The 26,276-nt window shown below is 69.6% G+C and carries 21 protein-coding genes; 12 read left to right on the plus strand and 9 right to left on the minus strand.

All coding sequences use genetic code 11. From position 1 onward, the window contains the following. The first annotated feature begins 109 nt into the window (after positions 1–109). Positions 110–2,152 carry a transglutaminase TgpA family protein gene (locus AC07YZ_RS05150; RefSeq protein ID WP_494793963.1) on the plus strand — a complete coding sequence of 681 codons (2,043 nt, stop codon included), beginning with the start codon at positions 110–112 and terminating at the stop codon, positions 2,150–2,152. Between the two features lie 2 nt (positions 2,153–2,154). Then, positions 2,155–3,264 carry a lytic murein transglycosylase B gene (mltB, locus tag AC07YZ_RS05155; protein ID WP_226494706.1) on the plus strand — a complete coding sequence of 370 codons (1,110 nt, stop codon included), beginning with the start codon at positions 2,155–2,157 and terminating at the stop codon, positions 3,262–3,264. Between the two features lie 28 nt (positions 3,265–3,292). Here mltB and AC07YZ_RS05160 read toward each other — a convergent pair whose 3' ends face one another. The 3 genes from AC07YZ_RS05160 to AC07YZ_RS05170 all read right to left on the minus strand — a co-directional run bounded on the left by AC07YZ_RS05160 (position 3,293) and on the right by AC07YZ_RS05170 (position 8,315). Then, positions 3,293–4,255, minus strand: coding sequence for an alpha-E domain-containing protein (locus tag AC07YZ_RS05160; protein WP_226492479.1), 963 nt, complete (start codon positions 4,253–4,255; stop codon positions 3,293–3,295). Positions 4,256–4,258: 3 nt separating this feature from the next. Further along, positions 4,259–5,698 (minus strand): circularly permuted type 2 ATP-grasp protein, encoded by a 1,440-nt coding sequence (locus AC07YZ_RS05165; RefSeq protein WP_494793964.1) that lies wholly within the window; start codon positions 5,696–5,698, stop codon positions 4,259–4,261. 100 nt (positions 5,699–5,798) lie between these two features. Next, complete coding sequence (locus tag AC07YZ_RS05170) at positions 5,799–8,315, minus strand: DNA internalization-related competence protein ComEC/Rec2 (RefSeq protein WP_494793965.1); 2,517 nt, start codon at positions 8,313–8,315, stop codon at positions 5,799–5,801. 143 nt (positions 8,316–8,458) lie between these two features. Between AC07YZ_RS05170 and AC07YZ_RS05175 the strand changes: the two genes are divergently transcribed. The 3 genes from AC07YZ_RS05175 (at position 8,459) to AC07YZ_RS05185 (ending at position 15,812) form a co-directional block, all read left to right on the plus strand. Beyond that, positions 8,459–11,956 (plus strand): transglutaminase family protein, encoded by a 3,498-nt coding sequence (locus AC07YZ_RS05175; protein ID WP_494793966.1) that lies wholly within the window; start codon positions 8,459–8,461, stop codon positions 11,954–11,956. Positions 11,957–12,193: 237 nt separating this feature from the next. Next, the gene (locus AC07YZ_RS05180) at positions 12,194–14,800 is read left to right on the plus strand and encodes a circularly permuted type 2 ATP-grasp protein (protein ID WP_494793967.1); all 2,607 of its coding nucleotides are present in this window, start codon (positions 12,194–12,196) and stop codon (positions 14,798–14,800) included. A gap of 1 nt (position 14,801) precedes the next feature. Continuing rightward, positions 14,802–15,812 (plus strand): transglutaminase family protein, encoded by a 1,011-nt coding sequence (locus tag AC07YZ_RS05185; protein ID WP_226492474.1) that lies wholly within the window; start codon positions 14,802–14,804, stop codon positions 15,810–15,812. A 1-nt stretch (position 15,813) separates the two neighbouring features. Here AC07YZ_RS05185 and AC07YZ_RS05190 read toward each other — a convergent pair whose 3' ends face one another. The 3 genes from AC07YZ_RS05190 to ylqF form a co-directional block, all read right to left on the minus strand. Beyond that, the gene (locus tag AC07YZ_RS05190) at positions 15,814–16,407 is read right to left on the minus strand and encodes an NAD(P)H-dependent oxidoreductase (RefSeq protein WP_226492473.1); all 594 of its coding nucleotides are present in this window, start codon (positions 16,405–16,407) and stop codon (positions 15,814–15,816) included. Positions 16,408–16,494: 87 nt separating this feature from the next. Continuing rightward, positions 16,495–16,896 (minus strand): carboxymuconolactone decarboxylase family protein, encoded by a 402-nt coding sequence (locus tag AC07YZ_RS05195; protein WP_494793968.1) that lies wholly within the window; start codon positions 16,894–16,896, stop codon positions 16,495–16,497. A 29-nt stretch (positions 16,897–16,925) separates the two neighbouring features. Beyond that, positions 16,926–17,867 carry a ribosome biogenesis GTPase YlqF gene (gene ylqF, locus AC07YZ_RS05200; RefSeq protein ID WP_494793969.1) on the minus strand — a complete coding sequence of 314 codons (942 nt, stop codon included), beginning with the start codon at positions 17,865–17,867 and terminating at the stop codon, positions 16,926–16,928. Positions 17,868–17,984: 117 nt separating this feature from the next. Here ylqF and AC07YZ_RS05205 point away from each other — a divergent pair, with 117 nt between their 5' ends. Both AC07YZ_RS05205 and AC07YZ_RS05210 read left to right on the plus strand, forming a co-directional pair. Then, positions 17,985–18,455, plus strand: coding sequence for an SRPBCC family protein (locus tag AC07YZ_RS05205; RefSeq protein WP_494793970.1), 471 nt, complete (start codon positions 17,985–17,987; stop codon positions 18,453–18,455). 458 nt (positions 18,456–18,913) lie between these two features. Continuing rightward, positions 18,914–19,210: a 2Fe-2S iron-sulfur cluster-binding protein gene (locus AC07YZ_RS05210; RefSeq protein ID WP_226492469.1), complete on the plus strand. Its 297-nt coding sequence runs from the start codon at positions 18,914–18,916 to the stop codon at positions 19,208–19,210. Between the two features lie 117 nt (positions 19,211–19,327). Here AC07YZ_RS05210 and AC07YZ_RS05215 read toward each other — a convergent pair whose 3' ends face one another. The 3 genes from AC07YZ_RS05215 to AC07YZ_RS05225 all read right to left on the minus strand — a co-directional run bounded on the left by AC07YZ_RS05215 (position 19,328) and on the right by AC07YZ_RS05225 (position 22,937). Beyond that, positions 19,328–20,215 carry a dienelactone hydrolase family protein gene (locus AC07YZ_RS05215; protein ID WP_494793971.1) on the minus strand — a complete coding sequence of 296 codons (888 nt, stop codon included), beginning with the start codon at positions 20,213–20,215 and terminating at the stop codon, positions 19,328–19,330. Positions 20,216–20,327: 112 nt separating this feature from the next. After that, positions 20,328–21,899, minus strand: coding sequence for a glutamate--cysteine ligase (gene gshA / locus AC07YZ_RS05220; RefSeq protein WP_494793972.1), 1,572 nt, complete (start codon positions 21,897–21,899; stop codon positions 20,328–20,330). A gap of 33 nt (positions 21,900–21,932) precedes the next feature. Continuing rightward, the gene (locus AC07YZ_RS05225) at positions 21,933–22,937 is read right to left on the minus strand and encodes a tRNA dihydrouridine synthase (protein ID WP_494793973.1); all 1,005 of its coding nucleotides are present in this window, start codon (positions 22,935–22,937) and stop codon (positions 21,933–21,935) included. Positions 22,938–23,095: 158 nt separating this feature from the next. Between AC07YZ_RS05225 and AC07YZ_RS05230 the strand changes: the two genes are divergently transcribed. The 5 genes from AC07YZ_RS05230 to AC07YZ_RS05250 are packed head-to-tail and all read left to right on the plus strand — an operon-like array spanning position 23,096 to position 26,179. Next, entirely contained in the window at positions 23,096–23,575 is a 480-nt protein-coding gene (locus tag AC07YZ_RS05230; protein ID WP_494793974.1) for a FecR family protein, read from the plus strand. Between the two features lie 20 nt (positions 23,576–23,595). Further along, positions 23,596–24,210, plus strand: a complete 615-nt coding sequence (locus AC07YZ_RS05235; protein ID WP_226492464.1) for an OmpA family protein — start codon at positions 23,596–23,598, stop codon at positions 24,208–24,210. A 15-nt stretch (positions 24,211–24,225) separates the two neighbouring features. Continuing rightward, positions 24,226–24,714 (plus strand): HugZ family pyridoxamine 5'-phosphate oxidase, encoded by a 489-nt coding sequence (locus tag AC07YZ_RS05240; RefSeq protein WP_494793975.1) that lies wholly within the window; start codon positions 24,226–24,228, stop codon positions 24,712–24,714. A 56-nt stretch (positions 24,715–24,770) separates the two neighbouring features. Beyond that, positions 24,771–25,385 (plus strand): RluA family pseudouridine synthase, encoded by a 615-nt coding sequence (locus AC07YZ_RS05245; RefSeq protein WP_494794039.1) that lies wholly within the window; start codon positions 24,771–24,773, stop codon positions 25,383–25,385. 14 nt (positions 25,386–25,399) lie between these two features. After that, positions 25,400–26,179: an SDR family NAD(P)-dependent oxidoreductase gene (locus AC07YZ_RS05250; protein ID WP_494793976.1), complete on the plus strand. Its 780-nt coding sequence runs from the start codon at positions 25,400–25,402 to the stop codon at positions 26,177–26,179. Positions 26,180–26,276: the final 97 nt, after the last annotated feature.

A 26,276-nucleotide genomic window follows, 5' to 3' on the forward strand; every position in this document is an offset into this window, starting at 1 on the left:
CAAAGCCGGTTCCGCCGGCTTCTCGGATCGGACACTGCGGCCCGGTGGTGTCCTGGGCTGGACCGCTTCATGCGTTGCGGGTGTCGCTCCGGCACCTTGGAAAACTGACATGAAATTCCCGCGCCGCTTCGCGTCGTCCCCCATTCGCCCGGCCTCGTCTCTGCCCCGGGACACCCGCGACACGCTGTTCCTGCTGGCCGTGATCGCCTGGGTCGTGATGATGCAGATCGGCCAGATTCCGTGGTGGTGCACGGCGCTCACCGCCGGGGTGCTGGCCTGGCGCACCACCTTGGCGCTGCGCGGGCTGCCGTTGCCGGGCTGGGCCTGGCGCATGGGTTTGCTGGCACTCACCGTGGCGGCCACCTGGTGGACCCACCGCACCCTTTTGGGGCGAGAGGCCGGCGTCACGCTCATCGTGGTGCTGCTGGCGCTCAAGACGTTGGAGCTGCGCGCCCGGCGCGACGCCTTCGTGGTGTTCTTCCTCGCCTTCTTCACCCTGCTCACGCACTTTTTCCATTCGCAGTCGCTGCTCACCGCGGCCGGCATCCTGATCGCGCTGCTGGGCCTGCTGACCGCGCTGGTCAACGCCCACATGCCGGTGGGCCGCCCGCCCCTGGCCCAGGCGGCCCGCATCGCCGCGGGCATGGCGGCCATGGGCGCGCCCATCATGCTGGTGCTGTTCCTGCTGTTCCCCCGGCTGTCGCCGCTGTGGGGCATGCCCGGTCAGGACGAGACCGGCCGCAGTGGCCTGTCGAGCAGCATGCGGGTGGGCCGTTTCGCCGAACTGGCGCTCGACGATGGCATTGCGCTGCGCGTGCGGTTCGACGACGCGCCGCCGCCCCAGGGCCAGCTGTATTTCCGCGGCCCGGTGCTCAGCGACTTCGACGGCATCGAATGGCGCGCCCTGCGTTCGGGGTTTCCAACCTCGATGGCGCTGCCGGCCGACCTCAGCGTCTCGGGCCCACCGGTGCGCTACGAAGTCACCATGGAGCCGAACCGCCGGCCCTGGCTGTTCGTGCTGGAGGCCGCCACGCAGGTCTCCGAGGTGCCGGGCACGCGCGCGCGCATGAACAGCGACCTGCAGTGGATCACCATGCGGCCCATGGACACCCTGGTGCGCTACCGGGCCGAGAGCCACGTGAACTTCCGCCACGGTCCGCTCACCCCGGTGGTGGCCCTGCAGGACCACATCGAACTGCCGGGCGGCTACAACCCGCGCACGCTGGCGCTGGCGCAGGCGCTGCGCCGCGAACACGGCAGCGGGCCGCAGGCCAACGCGGCGCTGATCGACGCCGTGATGCAGCGCCTGCGCACCGGCGGATACACCTACACCCTCGATCCCGGCGTGTACGGCCAGCACACGGCCGACGAATTCTGGTTCGACAAACGCGAAGGCTTCTGCGAACACATCGCCAGCAGCTTCGTGATCCTGATGCGCGCGATGGACATCCCGGCGCGCATCGTCACCGGCTACCAGGGCGGCGAGCTCAACGCCGTGGACGGCTACTGGACGGTGCGCCAGCGCGACGCCCACGCCTGGGCCGAGGTCTGGCTGCAGGGCCGGGGCTGGGTGCGCGTGGACCCGACCTCGGCGGTGTCGCCGGGCCGCATCGGCTCGTTCGAGCGCCTGCGGGCGCCCGAGGGCGCCATCGCAGGCGCCTTCCGCAACCTCAGCCCCACGCTCACGACCCAGCTGCGCGCGGCCTGGGAAGCGGTGAACAACCGCTGGAACCAGTGGGTGCTGAACTACACCCAGGGCCAGCAGCTCGACCTGCTGAAGAAGCTGGGCTTTTCTTCGCCCAGCTGGACCGACCTGGCCTATGTGCTCATCGGCGTGGTGGTGGGCGTGAGCCTGCTCGGCGCGGCCTGGACGCTCTGGGAACGCCAGCAGCACGACCCCTGGCTGCGCCTGCTGCAGCGCAGCCGCAAACGGCTGCGGCAGCTGGGCCTGGACAGCGGCGACCACCTGCCCCCGCGCGAATTGGCCGCCCAGGTGCAGCGGCACTTTGGCTCCACCGAATTCAGCAACCGCCTCGCACAATGGCTGCTGCGCCTCGAAGCGCAGCGCTACAGCCGCCACAGCCCGCTCACGCTGGCCGCGCTGCAACGCGAATTCCAGCAACTCACCTGGCCCCGGAAACCCCTCCATTGACCATCACCTTTCGCCTCTCTTCCGCCGCGCGGCGCGCGGCGTCGAGCGCGTCGGCACTGCTCGTGGCGCTGTGCCTGCACAGCGCCACCGCCCTGGCCCAGAACGGCAACCACGGCAACGCCAGCCCGCCGCCCCCCTTCACCTACGACCAGCACGAGGCCGCCATGGCCTTCGCCGACGACCTGGCCAGCCGCCGCAACCTTGACCCGGCCTGGGTGCGCCAGCAGATCGGCGCGGCCCAGCGGCTGCCGGCCGTGATCCGGCTGACCACCCCCGCCCCCAGCGGCACGGCCAAGAACTGGGCGGCCTACCGCGCCCGCTTCATCGAGCCGGTGCGCTTGCAGGCCGGGCTGCAGTTCTGGCAGACCCACCGCGAGCCGCTGGAGCGCGCCGAGCGCGAGTTCGGCGTGCCCGCGAGCCTGATCGTGGGTGTGCTGGGCGTGGAATCGCTGTATGGGCGGCACACCGGCAACTTCCGCGTGATGGACACGCTCACCACGCTCGCCTTCGACTTCCCCGCCAGCCACCCCCGGGCGGCCGCGCGCGCCGAGTTCTTCCGCAGCGAGCTGGAGCAATACCTCAGCCTGGCCCAGCGCACCGGCCAGGACCCGCTGGCCCTGCGCGGCAGCTACGCCGGTGCCATGGGCTGGCCCCAGTTCATGCCCAGCAGCTGGAGCAAGTACGCCATCGACTTCGACGGCGACAGCCGGATCGACCTCTCTGGCAGCCCGGCCGACGCGATCGGTTCGGTGGCCAACTATTTCAAGCACTTCGGCTGGCAGACCGGCCTGCCCACCCACTACCCGGTGGCGTTCGACCCGGCCACGCTGGACCTGGACGCCCTGCTCGCGCCCGACATCCTGCCCACCTTCAGCGTGGAACGCTTCACCGCCCACGGCGCCGTGCTCGAAGGCGCGGCCCTGCAACACAGCGGCAAGCTGGCCCTGATCGAGCTGCAGAACGGCGACCCGGCCAACGGCGGCGCCCCACCGAGCTACCTGGCCGGCACCGAGAATTTCTACGTGGTGACGCGCTACAACTGGAGCAGCTACTACGCGCTCGCGGTGATCGAGCTGGGGCAGGCCGTGCAGGCGCTGGTGGAAGGGCGGTAGCCCGGGAAGCGGCCGCTTCCCGGTTCGCTCAATGCACCGTGGGCACGAGGAAGTCCTGGCTGATGCGGCCACCGAGTTCGTTCACGCGGTCCAGGAACTGCGTGAGGAAAGCGTGCAGGCCGGTGGCGAGGATTTCGTCGATGCGCGCGTACTGCAGATCGGCCTTGAGCTTGCCGGCGCGGCGCAGCGTTTCACCCGAGATCTCGTTGGCCACCACGCTCAGGTTGGCCACCACCTCGTTCATGCTGGCGGCCAGGCTGCGCGGCATGTCGGGCCGCAGGATCAGCAGCTCGGCCACGCGCTCGGGCGTGATCACGTCGCGGTAGACCTTGCGGTAGACCTCAAAGCCGGAGACCGAGCGCAGGATGGCGCTCCAGTGGTAGAAGTCGTATTCCTGATCCTGCTCGCTGGCGGCGCCGAAGAAGTCGCTCTGCACCGCGTGAAACTTCACGTCCAGCAGACGGGCCGTGTTGTCGGACCGCTCCAGGAACGAGCCCATGCGGTAGAAATGGAAGGCTTCATCCTGCAGCATGGTGCCCACCGCCACCCCGCGCGAAAGGTGCGAGCGGTGCTTGACCCACTCGAAGAACGCGCCGGGGTCGCGCTCGAAGTCCTTGGACTTGAGGTAACTGGAGAGCTTCAGCCAGGTGCTGTTCTGGGTTTCCCACAGCTCGGTGGTCAGCGCCCCGCGCACGGCCCGCGCGTTCTCGCGCGCGGCGCGCAGGCAGGAGATGATGCTCGATGGGTTGGACTCGTCGCGCACCATGAAGTCCATGACGTTGCGCGGCGTGATGTCCTTGCCGTACTTGGTGGTGTAGGCCGGCATGAGCTCGCTGATGACGAGCAGGCCCTCCCACCCCACCTGCGCCACGGCGGCGGACTGCGGCAGCAGCGAAGTCTGGTAGTTGACATCGAGCATGCGCGCGGTGTTTTCGGCGCGCTCGGTGTAACGGGACATCCAGAACAAATGATCGGCGGTGCGTGAAAGCATGTGTCAGTCCTCAAGTATCCAGGTGTCTTTGGTACCGCCGCCCTGTGACGAGTTGACGACGAGCGAGCCTTCTTTGAGCGCCACGCGCGTCAGGCCGCCGGGCACCATCTGCACCTCCTTGCCGCTGAGCACGAAGGGCCGCAGGTCGATGTGGCGCGGCGCCACGCCACTCTGCACATAGGTGGGGCAGGTGGACAGGCTCAGCGTGGGCTGGGCGATGTAGCCGTCGGGCTTGGCCTTCACCACGGCGCGAAATTCTTCGACTTCGGCCTTGGTGGACGCCGGCCCCACCAGCATGCCGTAGCCGCCGGCGCCGTGCACCTCCTTGACCACCAGCTCCTCCATGTGGGCGAGCATGTATTTCAGGTCTTCGGGGTTGCGGCCCATGAAGGTGGGCACGTTGCTCAGGATCGGCTTCTGGCCCAGGTAGAACTCGATCATCTTGGGCACATAGGGGTAGATCGATTTGTCGTCGGCGATGCCGGTGCCCACCGCGTTGCAGATGGTCACGTTGCCACTGCGGTACACGCCCAGCAGGCCGGCGCAGCCCAGCGTGGAGGTGGGACGGAACACCAGCGGGTCGAGGAAGTCGTCGTCCACGCGGCGGTAGATCACGTCCACGCGCTTGGGGCCGCGCGTGGTGCGCATGTAGACGAAGTTGTCCTTGACGAACAGGTCCTGCCCTTCGACCAGCTCCACGCCCATCTGCTGCGCGAGGAAGGCGTGTTCGAAATAGGCGCTGTTGTACATGCCGGGCGTGAGCACCACCACGGTGGGCTCGGCCGTGGTGGCCGGGCTGACCGCGCGCAGGGTTTCGAGCAGCAGGTCGGGGTAGTGGGCCACCGGGGCCACGCGGTTCTGACCGAAGAGTTCGGGGAACAGCCGCATCATCATCTTGCGGTCTTCCAGCATGTAGCTCACGCCGCTGGGCACGCGCAGGTTGTCTTCGAGCACGTAGTACTCGCCCACGCCCTCGGCGTTGGGTGCGCGCACGATGTCGATGCCCGAGATGTGCGAATAGATCTGGTTGGGAACGTCAACGCCCATCATCTCCGGGCGGAACTGCGCGTTCTGGAAAATCTGCTCGGACGGGATGAGGCCGGCCTTGATGATTTCCTGGTCGTGGTAGACGTCGTGGATGAAGCGGTTGAGCGCCGTCACGCGCTGCACCAGCCCCTCCTCCATGCTCTTCCACTCGTGGGCCGGGATGATGCGCGGGATCAGATCGAAGGGGATCAGCCGCTCGGTGCCGGCGCCGTCCTCGTCCTTGGCACCGTAAACGGCGAAGGTGATGCCGACGCGCCGGAAGATCATTTCGGCCTCTTCGCGCCGGGCCGCCATCACCTCCTCGGGTTGCTGCGCCAACCATCGGGCGTAGTTCTGATAGTGGGCCCGTACCTCGCTGGGCGAGGCGTTCATTTCGTCAAACATCGGTTGGCTCATGGGCATTTTTCTCCTGACCACAGCATAGCAAGGACTGGGCCAGGGAGTGCGTTGTGGCGCGCCCAACCGGGCCTCTTAACCCCCTGAATTTCCAACCAACTCAATCGGCACCGCCCGATCCCGGCGCAATGGCACCCTCCTCCCTGGCGGGCAGCGGCGCGTCGGGCACCGGGCGGTGGTGCCAGTAGCGGCGGTGCTCTTCGCGGTGGCAATGCACCACGTCGGGCTCGGCGCTGTGCCAGCGCGCGGCCCCGCAGTCGGGAGACGTCACCCAGCGGATGCCGCGCTGGCGGTAGCGCTCCAGCACGGTGGCGGCCGGGTGGTCAAAGCGGTTGCGGTAGCCGGACTGCACCAGCACCCAGCGGGGCTGCAGGGTGTTGAGCAGCACCGGGCTGGACGAGGTGCGGCTGCCATGGTGCGGCGCCAGCAGCACGCTGGCGCGCAGTTCCGGGCGGGCCAGCGCCAGACGGGTTTCGCGCTCGGCGTCCAGGTCACCGCTCAGCCAGGCGCTCTGGCCCGCGCCGCTCACCCGCAACACGCACGACATGGCGTTGCTCGAGAGCCGCCCGCTGCCATCGGGCGCGTAATGCTCGGGCGTGGGGTGCAGCAGCTCGAAGTCCACACCGTCCCAGTGCCAGCGCTGGCCCGCCAGGCAGCGCCGCTGCGGGTCGCGGTCAAAGGACGAGAGCCAGCGCGCCTGCGGCCAGGCCGTCTGCACCGCCACGGAGCCGCCGGCATGGTCGCTGTCGCGGTGGCTCACCACCACCGCGTCGGGCCGCTCGCCCAGGGCGCGCAGCACCGGCACGACGATGCGCTGCCCGGCGTCGCTCTCGGGGCTGTAGCGTGGCCCGGTGTCGTAGAGCAGGCTGTGGCTCGCGGTGCGCACCAGCACCGCGCTGCCCTGCCCCACGTCCAGCGCCAGCAGCTCGAACTGGCCCGGCGCCGGACGCGCAGGCGTCCAGAGCAGCGCGGGCCACACCAGCAGCAGGCCGGCGCCGCGCAGCGCCCAGGGCAGGCGCAACACCAGCAGGGCACCGCCCAGCACGGCCGCGAGCGCCAGCGGCGCCGGCGGTATCGCGCGGTGGATCGAAACCCAGGGCCACTGGGCCAGCCACTGCAGCCCCACGCCCAGCCACTGCACCGCCAGCGCCGCCGCGTCCCACAACGGCGGCAGCGCCACGCCCAGCATCGCCAGTGGCGTGATCACCAGCGTGACCCAGGGAATGGCCAGCAGGTTGGCCAGCAGGCCGACCACCGAGAACTGGCCAAACAGCAGCAGCGACAAGGGCGCGAGCGCCACCGTCACCACCGCCTGCTCGCGCAGCAGCAGGGCCCCGCCCGCGCGCAGCGCACGCTGCGGGCGCGCCCCGTCGTCTACAGCCTGGCGGGCGGTGCGCCGGCCCGGGTCGGTGGCAAACAAGATGCCCACCGCCACGAAGCTGAGCCAGAAGCCCGGTTGCAGCAAGGCCCAGGGGTCGAGCAGCAGCACCGCCACCATGGCCAGCAGCCACACCACGGGCCAGGGCCAGTGCCGGCCCGAGAGCCGCAGGCCGACCACCACGGCCAGCATGACCACGGTGCGCTGCGAGGGCACGCCCCAGCCAGAGAACAGCGCATAGGCCGCCGCCAGCGCCACCCCGCCCAGGCCCGCCGCCAGCGGCGTGGGCACGGCCAGCAGCGCGCCAGGCCAGACCCGGGCCAGCCGCCGCCACAGGCCACCGATCAGCGCCGTGGCCAGCCAGGCGAACATGGTCACGTGCAGGCCGGAGATGCTCATCAAATGGGCCACCCCGGTGCTGCGGTACAGGTCCCAGTCGGCACGCTCGATGGCACTCTGCTCGCCCACCACCAGGGCGGCGAGCACGCCGGCGCTGCGCCCATCGTCCACGCGCTGCGCGATGCGCTCGCTGACCCACTGGCGTGCCGCCTCCACCGGGTGCCAGCGGGTGCGGCCCAGCCGCTGTGGCCGTGGATCGCGTGGGCCGTCACGCACATAGCCGGTGGCGCCCACGCCCTGCTCCCACAGCCAGCGTTCGCGGTCAAAACCATGGGGGTTGGCGTCGCCGTGCGGGCTGCGCAGGCGCACCGTGAAGCGCCAGCGCTCGCCGGCGAACAGGTTGGGGGCGGGGCGCTCGGCCGCTGCCGGCGCCACGCCGGGCCCGGCGCCGCGGAACCAGCTCAGTTGCAACAGGCCGGGCAGCGGCACCGGGTGTCCGTTGCGCGTGGCCGTCTCCACCGCCAATTCGAAGCGTTCGCCCAGCGAAGTGCGCTGCGGCAGCGAGGCCACGCGGCCGGTCACCTCGATGTCCAGGCCCTGCAGGCCGGGCCGCAGCGCCCCGGCCGCGAAGTGGACCGCGCGCACGCCGGTCAGGCCAAAGCCGGTCAACGCGCCCGCAGTGATCACCACCACCAGGCCCAGCGCCGCGCCGACCCGTCCCCGCCCGAGCGCGGCCCGCCCGGACAGCAAGCGCCACCACAACCAGCCCACCAGCAGCAGGCCCGCGCACAAGGCACCGAGGTACCCACCCCAGGGCCACAGGCCAGCCTGCTGCAACTGCAGGGCCACGCCCGCCACACCGGCCGGCAGCCCGGCCTGGGCGCTGCGCCGCAGGCTCATTGGTCGCACCCCGGCCCACTGCGAACGGCAGGGTTGTCATCACCATTTGGCGCAAGACTTGCTAGCATGCCTGCCAGCCGCGCGTACCAATGCCTGGCCTGCGAATCCATTGTTTTCTCACCCCCCTGTTGAAAGACACCAGCATGGCCATTCATGTTGCCCTGAGCCACATCACCCATTATCGGTACGACCGCTTGGTCAAACTCGGTCCCCAGGTGGTGCGTCTGCGCCCGGCGCCGCACAGCCGCACCAAGGTGCTGTCGTACTCGCAGAAGATCGAACCGGCGGGCCACTTCATCAACTGGCAGCAGGACCCGTTCGCCAACTACCAGGCGCGCCTGGTGTTTCCCGAGCCCACCACCGAGTTCAAGGTCACGATCGACCTGGTGGTGGAAATGGCGGTGCACAACCCGTTCGACTTTTTCCTGGAGCCGCGCGCCGAGGAATTCCCGTTCAGCTACGACGCCTCGCAACAGCAGGAACTCGCGCCCTACCTCGCCACAGCGCCGCTGACCGAAGAGCTCAAGGCCTACCTGGCCCGGGTGGACGTGAAGAAGCGCCGCACCATCGACTTCCTGGTGGACATCAACCAGATGCTCCAGCGCGACATCTCGTACACCATCCGCATGGAGCCGGGCGTGCAGACACCCGAAGAAACGCTCAAGCTCAAGAGCGGCTCCTGCCGCGACACCGGCTGGCTGCTGGTGCAGATGCTGCGCCACCTCGGCCTGGCCGCGCGCTTCGTCTCGGGCTATCTGATCCAGCTGACCCCGGACGTGAAAGCCATCGACGGCCCCAGCGGCCCTGAGAAAGACTTCACCGACCTGCACGCCTGGTGCGAGGTGTTCCTGCCCGGCGCCGGCTGGATCGGCCTGGACCCGACCTCGGGCCTGCTGGCCGGTGAAGGCCACATTCCGCTGGCCTGCACGCCGCAGCCCTCGAGCGCCGCGCCGGTCGAAGGCGCCATGGACAAGTGCGAGGTCGAGTTCGAGCACCACATGGGCGTGACGCGCGTCTACGAATCACCGCGCGTGACCAAGCCCTACACCGAAGAACAGTGGGCCGGTGTGGTGGCGCTGGGCCAGAAGGTGGACGCCGACCTGGAGAAACACGACGTGCGCCTGACCATGGGCGGTGAACCCACCTACGTGGCCACGGCCGACCGCGACGCCGCCGAATGGAACACCGACGCGCTCGGCCCCACCAAACGCGGCTACGCCACCGAGCTGCTGGGCCGGCTGCGCGAGCACTACGGCGCGGGCGGCTTCGTGCACATGGGCCAGGGCAAGTGGTACCCGGGCGAACAGCTGCCGCGCTGGGCGCTTTCGGTGTTCTGGCGCGCCGACGGCGAGCCCTGCTGGAACAACCCGGCCCTGCTGGCCGACGAACGCGACGCCGCGACATACGACGCCGACGATGCGCGCCGCTTCACGCAGGCACTGGCTCGCCAGCTCGGCCTGTCCACGCAGTACATCACCCCCGGCTACGAGGACACCTGGTACTACCTCTGGCGCGAACGCCGCCTGCCGGTGAACGTGGACCCTTTCGACGCCAAGCTCGACGACGAGCTGGAGCGTGCGCGCCTGCGCCGCGTGTTCACCCAGGGACTGGACGCCACCGTGGGCTTCGTGCTGCCGCTGATGGCCAATGGCCACGGCCCGCTGACGAACAACGGCAAGAGCGAGGGCTACCACCGCGTCTCGGGCACGGTGTGGTCCACCGGCCCCTGGTTCTTCCGCGACGAGCGCATGTACCTCGTGCCCGGCGACTCGCCCATGGGCTACCGCCTGCCGCTCGATTCCCTGCCCTGGGTCTCAGCCGCCGACTACCCGTACCACATCGAGCAGGACCCGCACGCCCCGCGCGACCCGCTGCCCAAGGGCGCCACCGTGCTGCACCAGCTCTCGCCGCACCAAGTGGGCGGTGGCTTTGCCGAAGGCGGCACGGTGTCGCTGCAGGGCACCGACTTTGGCCCCGCCGGTGGGCCGGCCATCGACGGCCAGCCCGGCACGGGCGCTGCGCCCGCCCAGGCGCTGTCGTCCAAGCTCCCGCAGCGCGGTGAATCGGCGGCCTGGCTCACGCGCACCGCGCTCTGCGTGGAAGCGCGCGACCCGCACCGCGCCAACGGCCCGAAGGCGGAAAAGGCCCACGGCGGCAAGAACCAGCACCTGTATGTGTTCATGCCGCCCATGCAGCGGCTCGAAGACTACCTGGACCTGCTGGCCGCCGTGGAGGCCACGGCCGAGATGCTGGGCATGAGCATCGTGCTCGAAGGCTACCCGCCGCCGCGAGACCCGCGCCTGAAGATGCTGCAGGTCACGCCCGACCCCGGCGTGATCGAGGTCAACATCCACCCCAGCAGCAGCTGGGACGAGCTGGTCGAGCGCACCGAGTTCCTGTACGACGCGGCCTACCAGACGCGCCTGTGCGCCGAGAAGTTCATGACCGACGGCCGCCACACCGGCACCGGCGGCGGCAACCACTTCGTGCTCGGTGGCGCCACGCCGGCCGACTCGCCCTTCCTGCGCCGCCCCGAGCTGCTGGGCAGCCTGGTCGCCTACTGGCACAACCACCCCTCGCTGTCCTACCTGTTCAGCGGCCTCTTCATCGGCCCGACCAGCCAGGCGCCGCGCGTGGACGAAGCCCGCAACGACCAGCTCTACGAACTGGAGATCGCGCTCGCGCAAATCGAGAAAAACCGCGAGACCCACGGTCAGGACATGCCGCCTTGGCTGGTGGACCGCACGCTGCGCAACATCCTGATCGACGTCACCGGCAACACCCACCGCAGCGAGTTCTGCATCGACAAGCTCTTTTCACCCGACTCGTCCACCGGCCGCCTGGGCCTGCTGGAACTGCGGGCGTTTGAAATGCCGCCGCACGCCCGCATGAGCATCGCCCAGCAGCTGCTGCTGCGCGCCCTGGTCTCGCGTTTCTGGCAACAGCCCTTCGCCCACAAGCTCACGCGCTGGGGCACCGAGCTGCACGACCGCTTCCTGCTGCCCACCTTCATCCGCATGGACTTCGAAGACGTGCTGGCCGACCTGGCCGAGTTCGGCTACCCGCTGGACATGGCCTGGTTCGAGCCGCACTTCGAGTTCCGCTTCCCGCTGGTGGGCGAGGTCTCGGCGCGTGGCATCGAACTCACGCTGCGCAGCGCGCTGGAACCCTGGCACGTGATGGGCGAAGAAGGCGCGCCCGGTGGCACCGTGCGCTATGTCGATTCGTCGCTGGAGCGCATCGAGGTGCGCGTGAGTGGCTACAACGACAGCCGTTACGTCATCACCTGCAATGGCCGCGCCATTCCCCTGCAAAGCACCGGCACCGTGGGCGAATTCGTCTCGGGCGTGCGCTACAAGGCCTGGAGCCCGCCGTCGGCGCTGCACCCGTCGATCCCCGCGCACGCGCCGCTCACCTTCGACATCGTGGACACCTGGATGCAGCGCTCGCTCGGCGGCTGCCAGTACCACGTGGCCCACCCGGGCGGTCGCAACTACGACACCTTCCCGATCAACGCCTACGAAGCGGAGAGCCGGCGCATGTCGCGCTTCTTCCAGATGGGCCACACCCCGGGCAAGCTGGTGGTGGCCCCCGCCACGCCGAGCCGCGAGTTCCCGTTCACACTGGATTTGCGGTATTGACCCCCCCGCGCCGCCTGCGGCGTCACCCCCCAGGGGGCGCCAGCAGCGGCCCGGCAAAGCCGGTTCCGCGCTGGCCTGGGTTGGCGTCGCCTCATGCGTTTCATATCGCGCTCCGTCGTCCTTGAACCCCACCTAACGGCGAACACACCAACGTGAAGGACGGCACACGCCCCCCCCCCCACGGATCGGGTTTCGCCCCAGGCCCTTGCTCGGCCAGCGAAGGCATACTCGGAACCCGTGAACCACGACGCCCCCGACACCCTGTTTGACGAGCTCAGCCCCGAATCGCCCGGCGACTGGGCGCTGTCCCTGTCCGTCCCGGCCGATGAAGGCCACCGGGACGAGCTGCGCCTGCCCCCGTCCGCGGGTGGCGAGGGCGGCAGCGGCCTGTCGGCGCCCTGGGCCAGTTTTTTTGAACACATCGGCGCCGATGGTTTTGCCGAGCTGAACCGCCGCTCCGACAACCTGCAACGCCAGATCCGCGACAACGGCGTGACCTACAACGTCTACGCCGACGCGTCGGGCCAGGAGCGTCCCTGGGCGCTGGACCTGTTCCCGATGATCGTTCCCCCGCAGGACTGGGCCCGGATCGAGGCCGGCGTGATGCAGCGCACCCGCCTGCTCAACGCCGTGATGGCCGATCTCTACGGAGAACGCGAACTGCTCAAGCAGGCGCTGCTGCCGGCCGCGCTGGTGCAGGGCCACCCGGGCTACCTGCGGTCCATGCAGGGGGTCAAACCGCCGGGCGACACCTGGCTGCACATCGTGGCCTTCGACCTCGCCCACGGGCCCGATGGCCGCTGGTGGGTGGTGGGCCAGCGCACCCAGGCGCCCTCGGGTCTGGGCTACCTGCTGGAAAACCGCATCGCCATTTCGCGCCAGTTCCCCAAGGCCTTCGCCGGCATGAAGGTGCAGCGCCTGGCCGCGAGCTACCGCGCGCTGATGGACGGCATCAAGGCCATGGCGCCCGAGGGCGAAAACGCCCGCATCGCCCTGCTCACGCCCGGCCCCTACAACGAAACCTATTTCGAACACGCCTACCTGGCGCGTTACCTCGGCCTCACCCTGGTCGAAGGCCACGACCTCACCGTGCGCGACCAGCGCCTGTACCTCAAGACCCTGAGCGGCCTGGAGCCGGTGCACGCTTTGATCAAGCGGCTGGACGACGAGTGGCTGGACCCGCTGGAGCTGCGCTCGGACTCGCGCCTGGGCGTGCCCGGCCTGCTGCAGGTGCTGCGCGCGGGCAACCTGCTGCTGGCCAACGCGCCCGGCTCGGCCCCGCTGGAATCCAGCGCGCTGCTGGGCTTCCTGCCCGCGATCAGCCGCCACCTGCTGGGGGAAGAACTCAGCCTGCCTTCACTGGCCACCTGGTGGTGCGGCGAAAGCGCGGCGCTGCGAGAGGTGCTGCCGCTGCTGAAAGACAGCGTGATCAAGCCCACCTACCCGAGTTCGGGCCTGGAAACGGCCATGGGCCAGTGCCTGAACCCGCGCGAACTCAACGAGTGGTCGGGTCGCATGGCACGCCACCCCGACGACTACACCGTGCAGTCCTGGATGCCACTGTCGCAGACGCCCACCTGGTCGGGCGAGCGATTGATGCCGCGCTCGGCCATCCTGCGCGTGTTCGCGCTGGCCGACGGCCCGCAGTCCTGGCGCGTGCTGCCCGGCGGCCTGGTGCGGCTGGCGCCGCGCGGCCAGCTCATGGCCTCCATGCAGCGCGGCGGCAGCAGCGCCGACTGCTGGGTGCAGACCGAAGGCCTGGTCGATCACACCAGCCTGCTTCAGTCCGCGCCGAGCACGCTGGCGCTGGCGCACCAGAAACGCCCGGTGACCAGCCGCGCCGCCGAAAACCTGTTCTGGCTGGGCCGCTACACCGAGCGTGCTGAAAACAGCATCCGCCTGGCCCAGATCGCGCTCAACCACCTGGCCGGTGAAGAACCGAGCTCGCGCCCGCTGATGGCCTGGCTCTCGGCCGCCGCGCGCGAAAACTCGCTGGTGCTGCCCGACGTGCCCGGGGCCGAACAATCGGCCCGCGTGTTCGCGCGCAGCCTCATGGCCGGCCTGTCGCCCGAACCGGGCACGCCGCTGGCCGGCCAGACCTACAGCGTGGGCTTCAACCTGCGCGCGCTCAAGGCCGCCGCCGCGCAGGTGCGCGAACGCCTGTCGCAGGAACACTGGAACCTGATCGAACGCACCGAGGCCGAATTCGCCCACGACTGCGCCGACATGGCCGCCGACGCCGAATACGGCACTGCCGAAGCCCTGGCCGCGTTGCAGAACGCCAGCGAACTGCTCGCCGCCATCACCGGCGCGCAGACCGACCGCATGGTGCGCGACAACGGTTGGCGCCTGCTCTCGGTGGGCCGCCACATCGAACGTCTCATCACCCTCTCGCGTGCGCTCGCGCTCGGGCTCGAACACCACTGCGTGCACGACCCGGCGGGCTTTGAAGCGCTGGTGGCGCTGTTCGACAGCACCATCACCTTCCACGCCCTGTACCAGCAGCGCCGCGACATGGTGGCGCTGATCGACCTCCTGGTGATGGACCGCGACAACCCGCGGTCGCTGGCCTGGGTGGTGCAGACCCTGCGCTCGCGCCTGGCCAAACTTTCGCTGAGCGCCATGCCGCAGGACGCGGCGCTGGCGATGGACCTGCCCGACCCCGACACCTGGGTGCTGGCCGACCTGAGCAACTGGCAGCGCGCGCCCGACGGCCAGCGCACCTGGAGCGAACTGGCCGGGCTGCTCGACGACTGCGAGGCCTCCGCGGGCGCGCTGTCCGAAGACATCACGCGCCTGCACTTCAGCCACGCCGACCGCGGCAACCAGAGCCTCGGAGCATAGGATGTTGCTTCGCATTCTTCACCGCACCCGCTACCGCTACCACGGCACCATCGACATGGCGCAGCACATGGTGCATCTCTCGCCGCGCGACACGCCCACGCAAAAGTTGCTGGCGCACACCCTGCACGTGCGCCCCGAGCCGTCGGCGCGCAGCCAGACCACCGACGCGTTTGGCAACCTGCGCACCTTCTTTTCGCTGCAGGCACCACACGACACCCTGACCGTGGAGGCCGACAGCCTGGTCGAGACCCAGGCGCCGCGGCCGCTGCCCGACAGCCCGGCCTGGCAACAGACCGGCTGGGAGAGCGTGCGCAAACACTTCCGCTACCGTGCGCACGCGCCCTACGACCCGGCCTGCGAATTCCTGTTCGCCTCGCCCTACGTGCCGCGCGACGATGCTTTCGCGGCCTTTGCGCGCCCGGCGTTCACCGCCGGCCTGCCGGTGCTGGAGGCCGCGCGCGCGCTGATGGAGCGCATCCACACCCAGCTGCGGTACGAGACCGACAGCACCGAGGTCAACACCCCTGCGCTGCAGGCGCTGGAGCAAGGCAAGGGCGTGTGCCAGGACTTCGCCCACATCATGCTCGGCTGCCTGCGCAGCCTGGGCCTGCCCGCGCGCTACGTGAGCGGCTACCTGCTGACCCAACCGCCGCCCGGCAAGCCGCGCCTGATCGGTGCCGATGCGTCGCACGCCTGGGTCTCGGTCTATGTGCCGCTGCCGGCCGGCGCCAGCGCTGATGGGGGAGCCGATGCCGATGACGAAGCCCCCGCCGCCAGCGAAGAAGCTGTGGCTGCGGCCCTCGGCGGCGCCTGGTTCGATTTCGACCCCACCAACAACCGCTGCGGCTGGGGCAGCCCGGGTGAGGACTACGTGACCCTTGCCATCGGCCGCGACTTTTCCGACGTCTCACCCATGCGCGGCGTGATCCAGGGCGGTGCCCGGCACACGCTGCACGTGGGCGTGACCGTGGCGCCGCCCGACGAGATCGCCGACCTGCTGGACGGGGCCTGACTCAGCGCCCCTGCCGCCCCAACGCGCGCAACTTGCCCTGCCACTTCGCCACGCCCGGCGTGCCCAGCTGATCCACCAAGCCGATCAGCGTTTCGTGCACCGGGGCGATGCCGACAAACCCCAGGATGTTGCGCTCCAGCGATTTGACGCTGTGGGCACGGAAATACCAGCGGTAGACCAGCGCGGGCATGCCCATGGTCACCACGATGCGCGCCGAGCGCCCTCCCAGTGCCTTGCGGCCAAACGGATTCTTTTCATCGCGGTGAAACGCGAACCCGGGCCGCGCCACCTGCTCCAGAAAGCCCTTGAGCATGGCCGGCATGTCGCCCATCCAGAGCGGGAACAACAGCACCAGGTGCTGCGCCCAGGCAATGGCGTCCTGCGCGGGCCGCAGCGCGGGCGGCAACTCGCCGTGTTCCCATTCGTGCTGGCTTTTGAGCAGTGCAAAGTCCAGTGCCGACACCTCCACGCGACGCAGCGCATGTCCGCCGGCTTGCGCGCCCTCGGCGTAGGCGTCGGCCAGGGTGTGGATGAGATGGTGCGCCCCGGCATCGGGGTGGCCGTTGATGAGCAGGATGCGACGCGGATCGGACATGGAAACACCTCCGTTCAGGAAAGGACCATGCTGGCACCACCGCGGTCTGCGCGGGTTGACCCGCGTCAAGCCAACTCCGAACCGGGATCAGCCCTTGTCGAACACCGGGTCCACCGGCACCTGCAGCGCGGTGGCGAGCTGGTTGGTCTTGGCGGCGAGCGCCACGATGGACAGCAGCTCGGCGTGCTGCTCGCGCGTCATGCCCTTGGCGCTGGCCGCGGCGGTGTGCGAGTGCACGCAGTAGCTGCAGCCGTTGATGATGGACGCGGTGATGTAGACCAGCTCCTTGGTCAGCGGGTCCAGGCTGGAGGGCGTGGCCATGACGCGCTTGACCTCGGCCCAGGTCTGCTCCAGCAGCGCCGGATCAAACGCCAGGTAGCGCCACATGTTGTTGATGAAGTCCGTGTTGCGCGTGGCACGGATGTCGTCGAACACCGCCTTGACGCGGGGATCGTTCTCGGGGTGGATCGGCGGGGCGGTGGTGGACATGGGTTGCTCCTGGGTGATGGGCCGGCGCCTCAGCGTTTGTCGGGCTTGGCGGGTTTCTTGTTGCGTTCCTTCTTGCGCGCCTGGCGCTGCGCATCGGCCTCCTGGCCCGCGTGCAGCCAGCGCTGGAACTGCTCGGGCGTCTCCAGCGTGATGCGGCCCAGAATGCCGCCGCGGAAATCGGCGATCACCAGTTCGGCGGCCTTTTGCCAGTTGATGCTGCCGCCCGACCCGATGGCGCCGCGCTTGCGCGCGATGGCGGCCATCAGCTCTTCGTCGGGCAGTTCGGCGATGGCCTGCGGCGACAGGCCCAGCTTGTAGCGCGCGTCAAGCTCGGCACCGTAGGCGGCCTTGATCTTGTCCAGCAACTCCAGCGCCACCTCCTGGTCGTCGTAGGCGTTGCGCCCTACGGCGCCGCTGGCAGCCAGGTTGAAGCCGCTCTCGGGCACGACGATGCGCGGCCAGAGCATGCCCGGCGTGTCGTACAGATAGAAGCCGTCGGCCAGGACGATGCGCGACTCGGTGCGTGTGATGCCGGCCTCGTCACCGGTCTTGGCCGCGCGTTTGCCTTTGAGCGTGTTGATGAGCGTGGACTTGCCCACGTTGGGAATGCCACAGATCAGCACCCGCATGGGCTTGACCATGTCGCCGCGCAGCGGCGCCAGCGCGTGGCAGGCGTCGATGAGGGCACGCGCGGGCGCGGTGACGCTGGCGTCGAGCGCGATCGCGCGGGTGTTGGCCTGGGCGTTGTAGTGCGCCAGCCAGAGCGCGGTGCGCTCGGGGTCGGCCATGTCCTGCTTGTTCACCACCTTGAGCGTGGGCCGCCCGCTGGTGAGCTCGGCCAGCAGCGGGTTGGCGCTGGAGCCGGGCAGGCGCGCGTCCAGCATTTCGATCACGACGTCGATCTCTTTCACGCGCTCGGTGATGGCCTTGCGCGTGAGGTGCATGTGCCCGGGAAACCACTGGATGCTCATGGGTTGGTGTTCTTTCGGTGAGACGGGGATTGTGCTCTGGGTAGCGCACTCTATCGGCGCGCCGGGGTCGCCATGCCACAATGATTTCCCCCTTCCCACACCCCCAAGAGGAGACACATGAGCATCACCGTCAAGATTGATCTGGGTTACGAATTCGACGTCAAGGCCAAGGCCGCCGAGGTGTTCGAGCTGCTCTCGGACGTGCCGGCCTCGGTCAGCCATTTTCCCAAAGTCGAGCAACTCACCGATCTGGGCGACGGCGTCTACCAGTGGGAGATGGAAAAGGTGGGCACGGCGCAGGTCAACATCCAGACCGTGTACGCCAGCAAATACGTCAGCGACAAAACCAAGGGCTCGGTGAAGTGGACCCCCGTCAAAGGGGTGGGCAACGCGCTGGTGGGCGGCCACTGGAAGATCGTGGACAACAAGAAGTCCACCGGCCTCACGCTCGCCATCCAGGGCGAGATCGAGGTGCCGCTGCCCGGCCTGATGAAGATGATCGTGGTGCCCGTGGTGCAGGGCGAGTTCGAGAAGCTGGTGGAAAAGTACATCGACAACCTGATCCAGCGTTTCGGCGGCGAGGCCTGAGCCTCGTCTCTTCTTCCGTGAGTTGTCCAGCGAAACACTGGATAAGTTTGTGCATAACCCGGGGTCAGCCGTGTACGGGGCGCGCAAGTGCTTGTGGCCCTAAGTGCTTCTTCAAACTGCCTGCACAACGGGCACCCGGGCCAGTGCATTTATCCACTTGTCCAGCGAAACCTTGGACAAGGCTGTGCATAAGTGATGGCAAGTTCTGTACGGTCAACCTAAGTGCTTGTCACACAATGAAGTTCTTCAGATTGCCCATTCAACAGGCAGTGCGTGCAGCATCCCCGAACCGCCCATGAGCAAGCCGCCGTGTCTGGATTTGTGCACATGAGCGCCGCGCCGGGCCTCTCCCAAGCAAGCTCGCACCGCAGCCCGCAGGGCGAAGGTACTCCAGTGAGCGCCGCCCGGCCGTTCCGAAGGCGCTCAGCCCCGCAGTGCACTGCACGGAGGGCAGTCCAGTGAGCACTCCGCCCCAGCCCACCGTCTTCCAGTTGCACCTGCCCGAGACGGGCCAGACCCTGGCCGCCCGCGCCGACGACACGCTGCTGCAGACCCTGCTGCGCGCGGGCGTGGCTTGGCCTGCCTCGTGCCGCAACGGCAGTTGCCGCGCCTGCATCGGTCGGCTGCTGCGGGGGAGCGTGCGCTACGGCATCGAATGGCCCGGGCTGCTGCCCGAGGAAAAAGCCGCGGGCTGCGTATTGCCCTGCGCGGCCTACCCGCTGGAGGACGTGACGCTCATCGGCCCCGGCGACTGAGGTCCACCCCAACACCCGCGACGCATGAGACGGTCCAGCCCCAGGGCACCGCCGGGCCGGCTTTGCCGGACGGCCAGTGCCGCCCCCTGGGGGTAGCGCGAAGCGCTGCGGGGGGGATCATGTCAAGCTCTGCTTGAAAAAACCCAGGGTGCGATCCCAGGCCAGTTGGGCGGCGTTGGTGTCGTAGCGCGGCGTGGTGTCGTTGTGGAAGCCGTGCTGGGTGGCCGGGTATTGGTAGGCGGTGTAGCGCACGCCCGCGGCCTTGAGCGCGGCCTCGTAGGCGGGCCAGGCGGCGTTGATGCGCTCGTCGATGCCGGCGAAGTGGATCAGCAGCGGCGCCTTGACTTTTGCCGCGTCCTGGACCGGGGGCAGGTTGCCGTAAAACGGCACCGCCGCGGCCAGGTCGGGCAGTTGGGTGGCCAGCATGTGCGCGATGCCGCCGCCATAACAGAAGCCCACCACGCCGATGCGGCCCGTGCAGTCGGGGCGGCCTTTCAGCGCCTCGGCCGCGGCGATGAAGTCCTGCCGGGTCTTGGTCTGATCGAGTTGCGCGAACAGGGCGCGTGCCTTGTCCTCGTCGCCCGGGTAGCCGCCCAATGGCGTGAGCGCGTCGGGCGCGAGCGCCAGATAGCCCTCCAGGGCCAGGCGCCGGGCGATGTCTTCGATGTGGGGATTGAGGCCCCGGTTTTCGTGCACCACCAGCACCCCGGGCAGCTTGGCCGTGCCCGTGGCGGGTTTGGCCAGATAAGCCTTGACGGTGCCCGACCCCGACGGCGAGGGCACGTCCACCACCAGGGTCAAGACGCGCTTGTCGTCCTTGGGCACCACCTGGGCGGCCGCGAAATCGGGGCTGAGCGTGGCCAGCAACCCGGCCGCCGTGACGCCACCCACGGCGAAGCGGCTGGCCCGCTCCAGAAAGGCACGGCGGTCGATGTCGCCATGCACATAGGCGTCAAACAGGATCAGCAGTTCCTGGTCAAAGTCCGCTGCGGTCAATCGTGCCATGTGTGCCCCTTGTCAACGACCCCGCAGCTTAGCGCCGGGCACCGCCGCGATGAACACACGCAGGCGAAACGCGGGTTTCAAGGGGTAACCGGCGCGGGGCCCGCCCCTCCGCTCAGACAGCGGCGGCGAGTGGCGAAGCGTTGGGCCTGCCCAGGCGCGCGGGCGAGGTGTATTCCTGCAGATAGATGTCGAACGGCATGGTGTCGGCCGCTTCGATCGCGCGCTGGTCCAGCACCGACTGCGCGGCCATGGCTTCATAGCGGGCCTGCTGCTTGGCGCTCCAGGGCAGGCCCAGCAGGTGGGCATGGATCTGTTGCGACTGCGTGCGCACGAACGCCACGAAGGAATCGCCGTGCTCCTGGCGCATCGCGGCGAGCACCCGCGCCGAGGGCAGGGTCTGGGGCGCCAGCAACCCGGCGCGGGCCTGGTTCACCGCCTCGGCATGGGCGTCGCCCCCCTGGGACAGATCGAGCGCACGGGCGATGGGATCGAGCTGGTCCAGGATCTCGCTGCCCCATTGCACCAGCGGCACGCTCTGGCCCCGGCGCTCCAGGCGCAGGCCGGGCTCGCGCCCACGCGCCGCGGTGAGGTGCTGGTTGCGCTTGAGTTCGTGGATTTCGTCCGGCGTGTCGGGCGGGCTGTCGCTGAGCAGGCAGTGCAGCAGGAACACGTCGAGAAAACGCAGGGTGGGCGCGCCAATGCCGATGGGCTCGAACGGGTCGAGGTCCATCAGCCGCACCTCGACGTATTCCACGCCGCGTTCGCGCAGCGCGTGCAGCGGGCGTTCGCCGGGGTAGATCACGCGCTTGGGCCGGATCGTGCCGTAGAACTCGTTTTCGATCTGCAGCAGCGTGGTGGCAAGCTGGTTGTAGTCACCGCCCGGGTTGCGGATGCCCAGCGCCTCGTAGGCCGGCCAGGGCCGGGTGAGCGCGTCGTGCAGCGAGGCCGCGTAACCTTCGAGCCCGTTGTAGCTCACGTCCAGCGTGGCCTGCGCGTCGCTCTGGTAGCCCAGGCGGCCCATGCGCAGCGAGGTGCCGTAGGGCATGTGCAGGCTGCCGCCACTGCCCAGCGGCAACAGCTCGTGCTCGCGGCCTTCGACGAAGGTGGAGCACACCGCGGGCGAGGCGCCAAACAGTGTGAGCAGCAAGAAGGCATGCCGGCGGAAGTTGCGGATCAGCGCGAAGTAGCCGTCGTTGTCGACGCCCGGCAGCGACCAGTTGTAGTGGATGCCCGAGATGGTCTGCATGCGCCGGCCGTAGCGGTGGCCCAGGCCCATGCGGTACACGCTCTTGGCGCGTCCGACGTTGGACGAGCCGTAGCGGCCCAGCGGAATGGTCTCGTCGGTGGGCAGACCGCAGGGCATGCTGGAGGCCCAGAGCATTTCCTCGCCCGAGGTGTCGCCGGCCTTGCGCAGGCTGCGCACGGTGTACTGGTGGATCTCGGTGAGTTCGGCCAGGCACGAGGCCACGCTGTCGTGCACACCGGTGATCAGCTCCAGCTGCGATTCGCTGTAGTCGGTGGTGATGTGCGGGTGCGTCAGCGCGCTGCCCAGCGCGGCGGGGTGCGGCGTCAGGGCCAGTTTGCCGTCGGGCTGCGCACGCAGACTTTCTTTCTCGATGCCGCGACGCATGCCGCGCAGGCGCTCAGCCGTGAGGGCATCCAGCCGGGGTTTTACAGAGGTCATACAGGCGTCGTGGTTCAGGTCCGGGGCCGGAAGTTAACACGGCTGCGCCAACTCCGCTGCCAGCGCCGGGATCGGCTCTGTGGTAATAGGCGGGCGGATTTGCGCCTGCCGCAGCCAGGCCTCGATGGCGGCGGGGTCGTGCACCAGGCGCAGTTCGTCGAACGCGTCCTGGGCCTGCGGGTAACGCTGGCGCAGGTAGTTGAGCCACTGTTTGAGCCGCCCGGCGCGGTGGCGGCGCTCCACGCGCACGCTCACCTGTTGCCAGAATGCCAACAGCAGCGGCGGTAGCTGCTGCCAGGGCACACCGCCCAGCCCTTTGATGGCCAGCGCCAGGCCCGGGTCGGTCACCATGCCGCGGCCGATCATGAGCGCGTCGCAACCGGTGACGGCGCGGCAGCGTTCGGCATCGGCCACGTTCCAGATGTCGCCGTTGGCGATCACGGTGATGGGCGCGCCCGCCGGCAGCGAGGCCCGCACCTGCGCGATGCGCTCCCAGTAGGCGGGTGGGCGGTAGCCGTGCGCCTTGGTGCGGGCGTGGATGACCAGTTCGTCGGCCCCCGCTCCGGCGATGGCGTGCGCGCAGTCCTCGGCCCGGTGGTCGTCGTTGAAGCCCAGGCGCATCTTGGCCGACACCGGCACCTGGGCCGGCACCGCGCGGCGCACGGCGGCCACGATGCGGCCGATCAGCTCGGGTTCGTCCAGCAGCACCGCGCCGCCCCGGCTCTGGTTCACCGTCTTGGCCGGGCAGCCGAAATTGAGGTCCACACCGAACGGGCTCAGGCCCGCGAGCCGCGCCGCGTTCTCGGCCAGGCAGGCCGGGTCCGACCCCAGCAACTGCGGGCGCACCGGCACGCCCGCGCGGGTGCGCCCGCCGTTGAGCAGCTCGGGCACCACCCGCAGGAACGCACGCTCGGGCAGCAGGGTCTGGGTGACGCGGATGAACTCGCTCACGCAGCGGTCGATGCCACCGGTGCGCGTGAGCACGTCGCGCAAGGTCGCGTCGAGCAGGCCTTCCATGGGCGCGAGCAGCAGGGTCATGGGTGGGTGGAGGGTGTGGGCGGCCGTGGGCGGCGAAGGGCCGCGACGGTGCGGGTAGACCCTGGGGATTCTATCGAGACACCCGTCGTCGCGCATGGGCCGCGGCCGAGCGCCGTCCGGTACCATCGCGGGTTGTTTCGTACACCCCGGAGTTCTCCATGCGTGCGCCCCTCTCCCTGTTTCTGGCCGCCTTCCTGATGGCGGTGCTGCCCCAGGCCGGGGCGCAGCAGCCGCCACCGGCCGCGGCGGTCAACGCGGGCCGTGTGGGCACCTTCAAACACGTGGAAGGCGAGATCTGGGTCGGCCCGGCCGAGGCGCGCCGCACGCCCGTGCCCGGTGACGGCCTGCACGAGGCCGAGCGCCTGCGCACCGGCAAGACCGGCGCGGCCACCATCACCCTCAAGGACGGCACCGTGGTCACCATGGGCCCCGACACCCTGGTGGAACTGAGCAAATTCCAGTACAACCCCACGACCCAGTCGGGCAACCTCGCGCTGGAGCTGCTGCAGGGCTCGATCCGCGTCGTCACCGGCCTGCTGGCCAAGATCAACCCCGATCTGTTCAAGATCACCACCCCCACCTCGGTGGTGGGCGTGCGCGGCACCGACTTCATCGTGGACGCCCCGGCGCAACCCTGAACCACCCGAACCCCAGCCCCATGCAATCCAGCCATCCGCTGCACCACCGATCCACCGCCCTCCTCGCGATGCTGCTGGGCAGCGTGCTGTCGGCCTGCGCGCCGACCACGCGCGTGATCCTGCTGCCCCAGGCCAACGGCGCGCCCAGCGCGGTGGCGGTCAGCACCGCCCGGGGCGAACAGGTGATCGACCGCCCCTACCAGGTGGCCAACGTGGGCGCGCGCGGTGCGCTCAGCGTGGACACCACCACGGCCGAGAAGGTGCGCGAAGCCTACCCGCGCCTGATCGCGCTGCAGCCGCCGCCGCCCGAGCGCTTCGTGCTGGAATTCGAGCCCGCCACCCCGCAACTCACCCCCGAGTCGCAGGCGCAGCTGGACCACGTGGTGGCCCGCGCCAAGGCCCGCCCCGGCGGCGAGATCGTGGTGACCGGCCACACCGACCGCCAGGGCCCGCTGGAAGCCAACGACGCGCTCTCGTTGGAACGCGCCCAGGCCATCCGCGACCAACTGATCGAGCGCGGCCTGCGGGCCGACCTGATCGAGGCCGTGGGCCGCGGTGAGCGCGAACCGCTGGTGCCCACCGACGACGAGGTCGCCGAGCCCCGCAACCGCCGCGCCGTGATCGACGTGCGCTGAGCACGCCCCCACCCCATGGCCACCGAACACAGCCTGACCCGCGCCCTGCGTGAACTGCTGGCCAGCCAGCGCACCGCCGCGCTCGGCACGCTGGACGAACACGGTGCGCCCTTTGTCTCCATGGTCCCGTTTGCGGTGGACCGGGTCGACCACAGCCTGGTGATCCACGTCAGCGGCCTGGCCGCGCACAGCCGCAACCTGCAGCGCTCGCCCCGCGTGTCGCTGCTGGTCTGCCAGGCCGAGGTGGCGGGTGAATCGGTGCACGCCCTGCCGCGCGTCACGCTCGACGCCACCACCCTCGTGGCCGAACCCGGCAGCCCCGAGGCGCTGGCCTGCCGCGCGGTCTATCTGGCGCGTTTCCCAGACGCCGAACCCATGACCGCGCTCGGCGACTTCCGCTTCGTGCGCCTGCGCGCCAGCGGCGCCCGCCAGGTGGCCGGCTTTGGCGCGGCGCGCAGCCTGGACGCCGCCGAGCTGACGCGGGCCCTCGGCCCCGCGCCCTGACCGGTGGCCGCGCGGTGGACGACCACGGCCTGAACCCGCTGTACGCCGACGAGGCGATGCTGGTGTTCGACAAGCCCTCCGGCCTGCTGAGCGTGCCCGGGCGCGGCCCGGACAAACAGGACTGCCTGAGCACCCGCGCCCAGGCGGTCTGGCCCGACGCCCTGGTGGTGCACCGGCTGGACATGGCCACCTCCGGCATCGTGGTCATGGCGCGCGGCATCGAAGCCCAGCGCACCCTGAGCACGGCGTTCGAAAAGCGCCGCGTGCACAAGCGCTACACGGCGGTGGTGGTCGGCGCGCTAGACAACCCGCAGCCCGACAACGGCTGGAACACCATCGACCTGCCCCTGATCCTGGACTGGCTCGCCCGACCGCGCAGCATCGTGCACCACGAGTTCGGCAAACCCAGCATCACACACTGGCGGCTGGCCGCGGCGCCCGCGCCCGGGCCGGACATGACCCGGCTGGACCTCAAACCCGTCACCGGCCGTTCGCACCAGCTGCGTGTGCACCTGCAGGCCATTGGCCACCCCATCGTGGGCGACCCGCTCTACGCCAGCCCGGCCCAGGAGGCGCTGGCCAACCGCCTGCTGCTGCACGCGCAAGCGCTGGAGTTGCCACACCCGGTCACGGGCGAGACACTGCGGTTCGAATGTCCCTGTCCGTTCTGAGCCCAGGAGCCGCCATGAACCCAGTCACGCAACACCTCACCATCCTCACCGGCGCCTCGCGCGGCATGGGTCTGGCCATGGCGCGCCAGTTGCTCACGCCCGGGCGCCTGCTGCTGTGCATCTCGCGCCACGCAGCGCCCGCGCTGGAGTCCGAAGCCGCGCGGCACGGTGCCAGCTTGCTCCAATGGTCGCAGGACCTGGCCGACACCGTCGCCGCGGCCGCGCGGCTGCGGCACTGGCTCGAAAGCCAACAACCGCCTGCGCTGGCCAGCGCCACGCTGATCAACAACGCCGGGGTGATCCCGCGCATCGGCCCGCTCGACGCCTGCCCGCCCGACGAACTGGCCAACGCGCTGCGCGTGGGACTGGAAGCCCCGATGCAGCTCACCGCGGCGTTTCTGGCCGCGACCGCCGCCTGGGTGGACGCGGGCTGGCGCGGCCCGCGCAAGGTGCTCAACATTTCGTCGGGACTGGGCCGAACCCCCATGGCCGCCCAGGCGCCCTACTGCGCGGCCAAGGCCGGCATGGACCACTTCACCCGCTGCAGCGCGCTCGACGAAGCCCGGCGCGCGCACGGCGCCAGGCTGGTGTCGCTGGCACCGGGCGTGATCGACACCGACATGCAGGTGCAGCTGCGCGCGGGCGACCCCACCGCCTTCCCCGACCGGCAGCGTTTCGTGGAACTGCAAAGCCAGGGCCAGCTCGCCGCCCCCGAGGCCGCCGCCGCGCGCGTGCTGGCCTGGCTGGAGCGGCCGGACTTTGGCGAGCAGCCGGTGGCCGACGTGCGCGACTGAGCCCGGCGCACGCCCTTTGGCATCGAAGCTGCGGGGGTACGATGTGTTGTTTTCCGTGGCGTGGCCGCCCGGCCCCGAGCGGAACCATCCATCCCAA

The sequence above is a fragment of the Hydrogenophaga sp. GW101-3F08 genome (assembly GCF_059424585.1).

Coding starts and splice junctions, on each gene's coding strand:
- AC07YZ_RS05235 (WP_226492464.1), top strand. CDS start 23,596: ATGCAATCCAGCCATCCGCTGCACCACCGATCCACCGCCCTCCTCGCG.
- AC07YZ_RS05150 (WP_494793963.1), top strand. CDS start 110: ATGAAATTCCCGCGCCGCTTCGCGTCGTCCCCCATTCGCCCGGCCTCG.
- AC07YZ_RS05175 (WP_494793966.1), top strand. CDS start 8,459: ATGGCCATTCATGTTGCCCTGAGCCACATCACCCATTATCGGTACGAC.
- AC07YZ_RS05190 (WP_226492473.1), bottom strand. CDS start 16,407: ATGTCCGATCCGCGTCGCATCCTGCTCATCAACGGCCACCCCGATGCC.
- AC07YZ_RS05215 (WP_494793971.1), bottom strand. CDS start 20,215: ATGGCACGATTGACCGCAGCGGACTTTGACCAGGAACTGCTGATCCTG.
- ylqF (WP_494793969.1), bottom strand. CDS start 17,867: ATGAGCATCCAGTGGTTTCCCGGGCACATGCACCTCACGCGCAAGGCC.
- AC07YZ_RS05250 (WP_494793976.1), top strand. CDS start 25,400: ATGAACCCAGTCACGCAACACCTCACCATCCTCACCGGCGCCTCGCGC.
- AC07YZ_RS05195 (WP_494793968.1), bottom strand. CDS start 16,896: ATGTCCACCACCGCCCCGCCGATCCACCCCGAGAACGATCCCCGCGTC.
- AC07YZ_RS05205 (WP_494793970.1), top strand. CDS start 17,985: ATGAGCATCACCGTCAAGATTGATCTGGGTTACGAATTCGACGTCAAG.
- AC07YZ_RS05170 (WP_494793965.1), bottom strand. CDS start 8,315: ATGAGCCTGCGGCGCAGCGCCCAGGCCGGGCTGCCGGCCGGTGTGGCG.
- AC07YZ_RS05230 (WP_494793974.1), top strand. CDS start 23,096: ATGCGTGCGCCCCTCTCCCTGTTTCTGGCCGCCTTCCTGATGGCGGTG.
- AC07YZ_RS05160 (WP_226492479.1), bottom strand. CDS start 4,255: ATGCTTTCACGCACCGCCGATCATTTGTTCTGGATGTCCCGTTACACC.
- gshA (WP_494793972.1), bottom strand. CDS start 21,899: ATGACCTCTGTAAAACCCCGGCTGGATGCCCTCACGGCTGAGCGCCTG.
- AC07YZ_RS05165 (WP_494793964.1), bottom strand. CDS start 5,698: ATGAGCCAACCGATGTTTGACGAAATGAACGCCTCGCCCAGCGAGGTA.
- AC07YZ_RS05225 (WP_494793973.1), bottom strand. CDS start 22,937: ATGACCCTGCTGCTCGCGCCCATGGAAGGCCTGCTCGACGCGACCTTG.
- AC07YZ_RS05185 (WP_226492474.1), top strand. CDS start 14,802: ATGTTGCTTCGCATTCTTCACCGCACCCGCTACCGCTACCACGGCACC.
- AC07YZ_RS05245 (WP_494794039.1), top strand. CDS start 24,771: ATGCTGGTGTTCGACAAGCCCTCCGGCCTGCTGAGCGTGCCCGGGCGC.
- AC07YZ_RS05240 (WP_494793975.1), top strand. CDS start 24,226: ATGGCCACCGAACACAGCCTGACCCGCGCCCTGCGTGAACTGCTGGCC.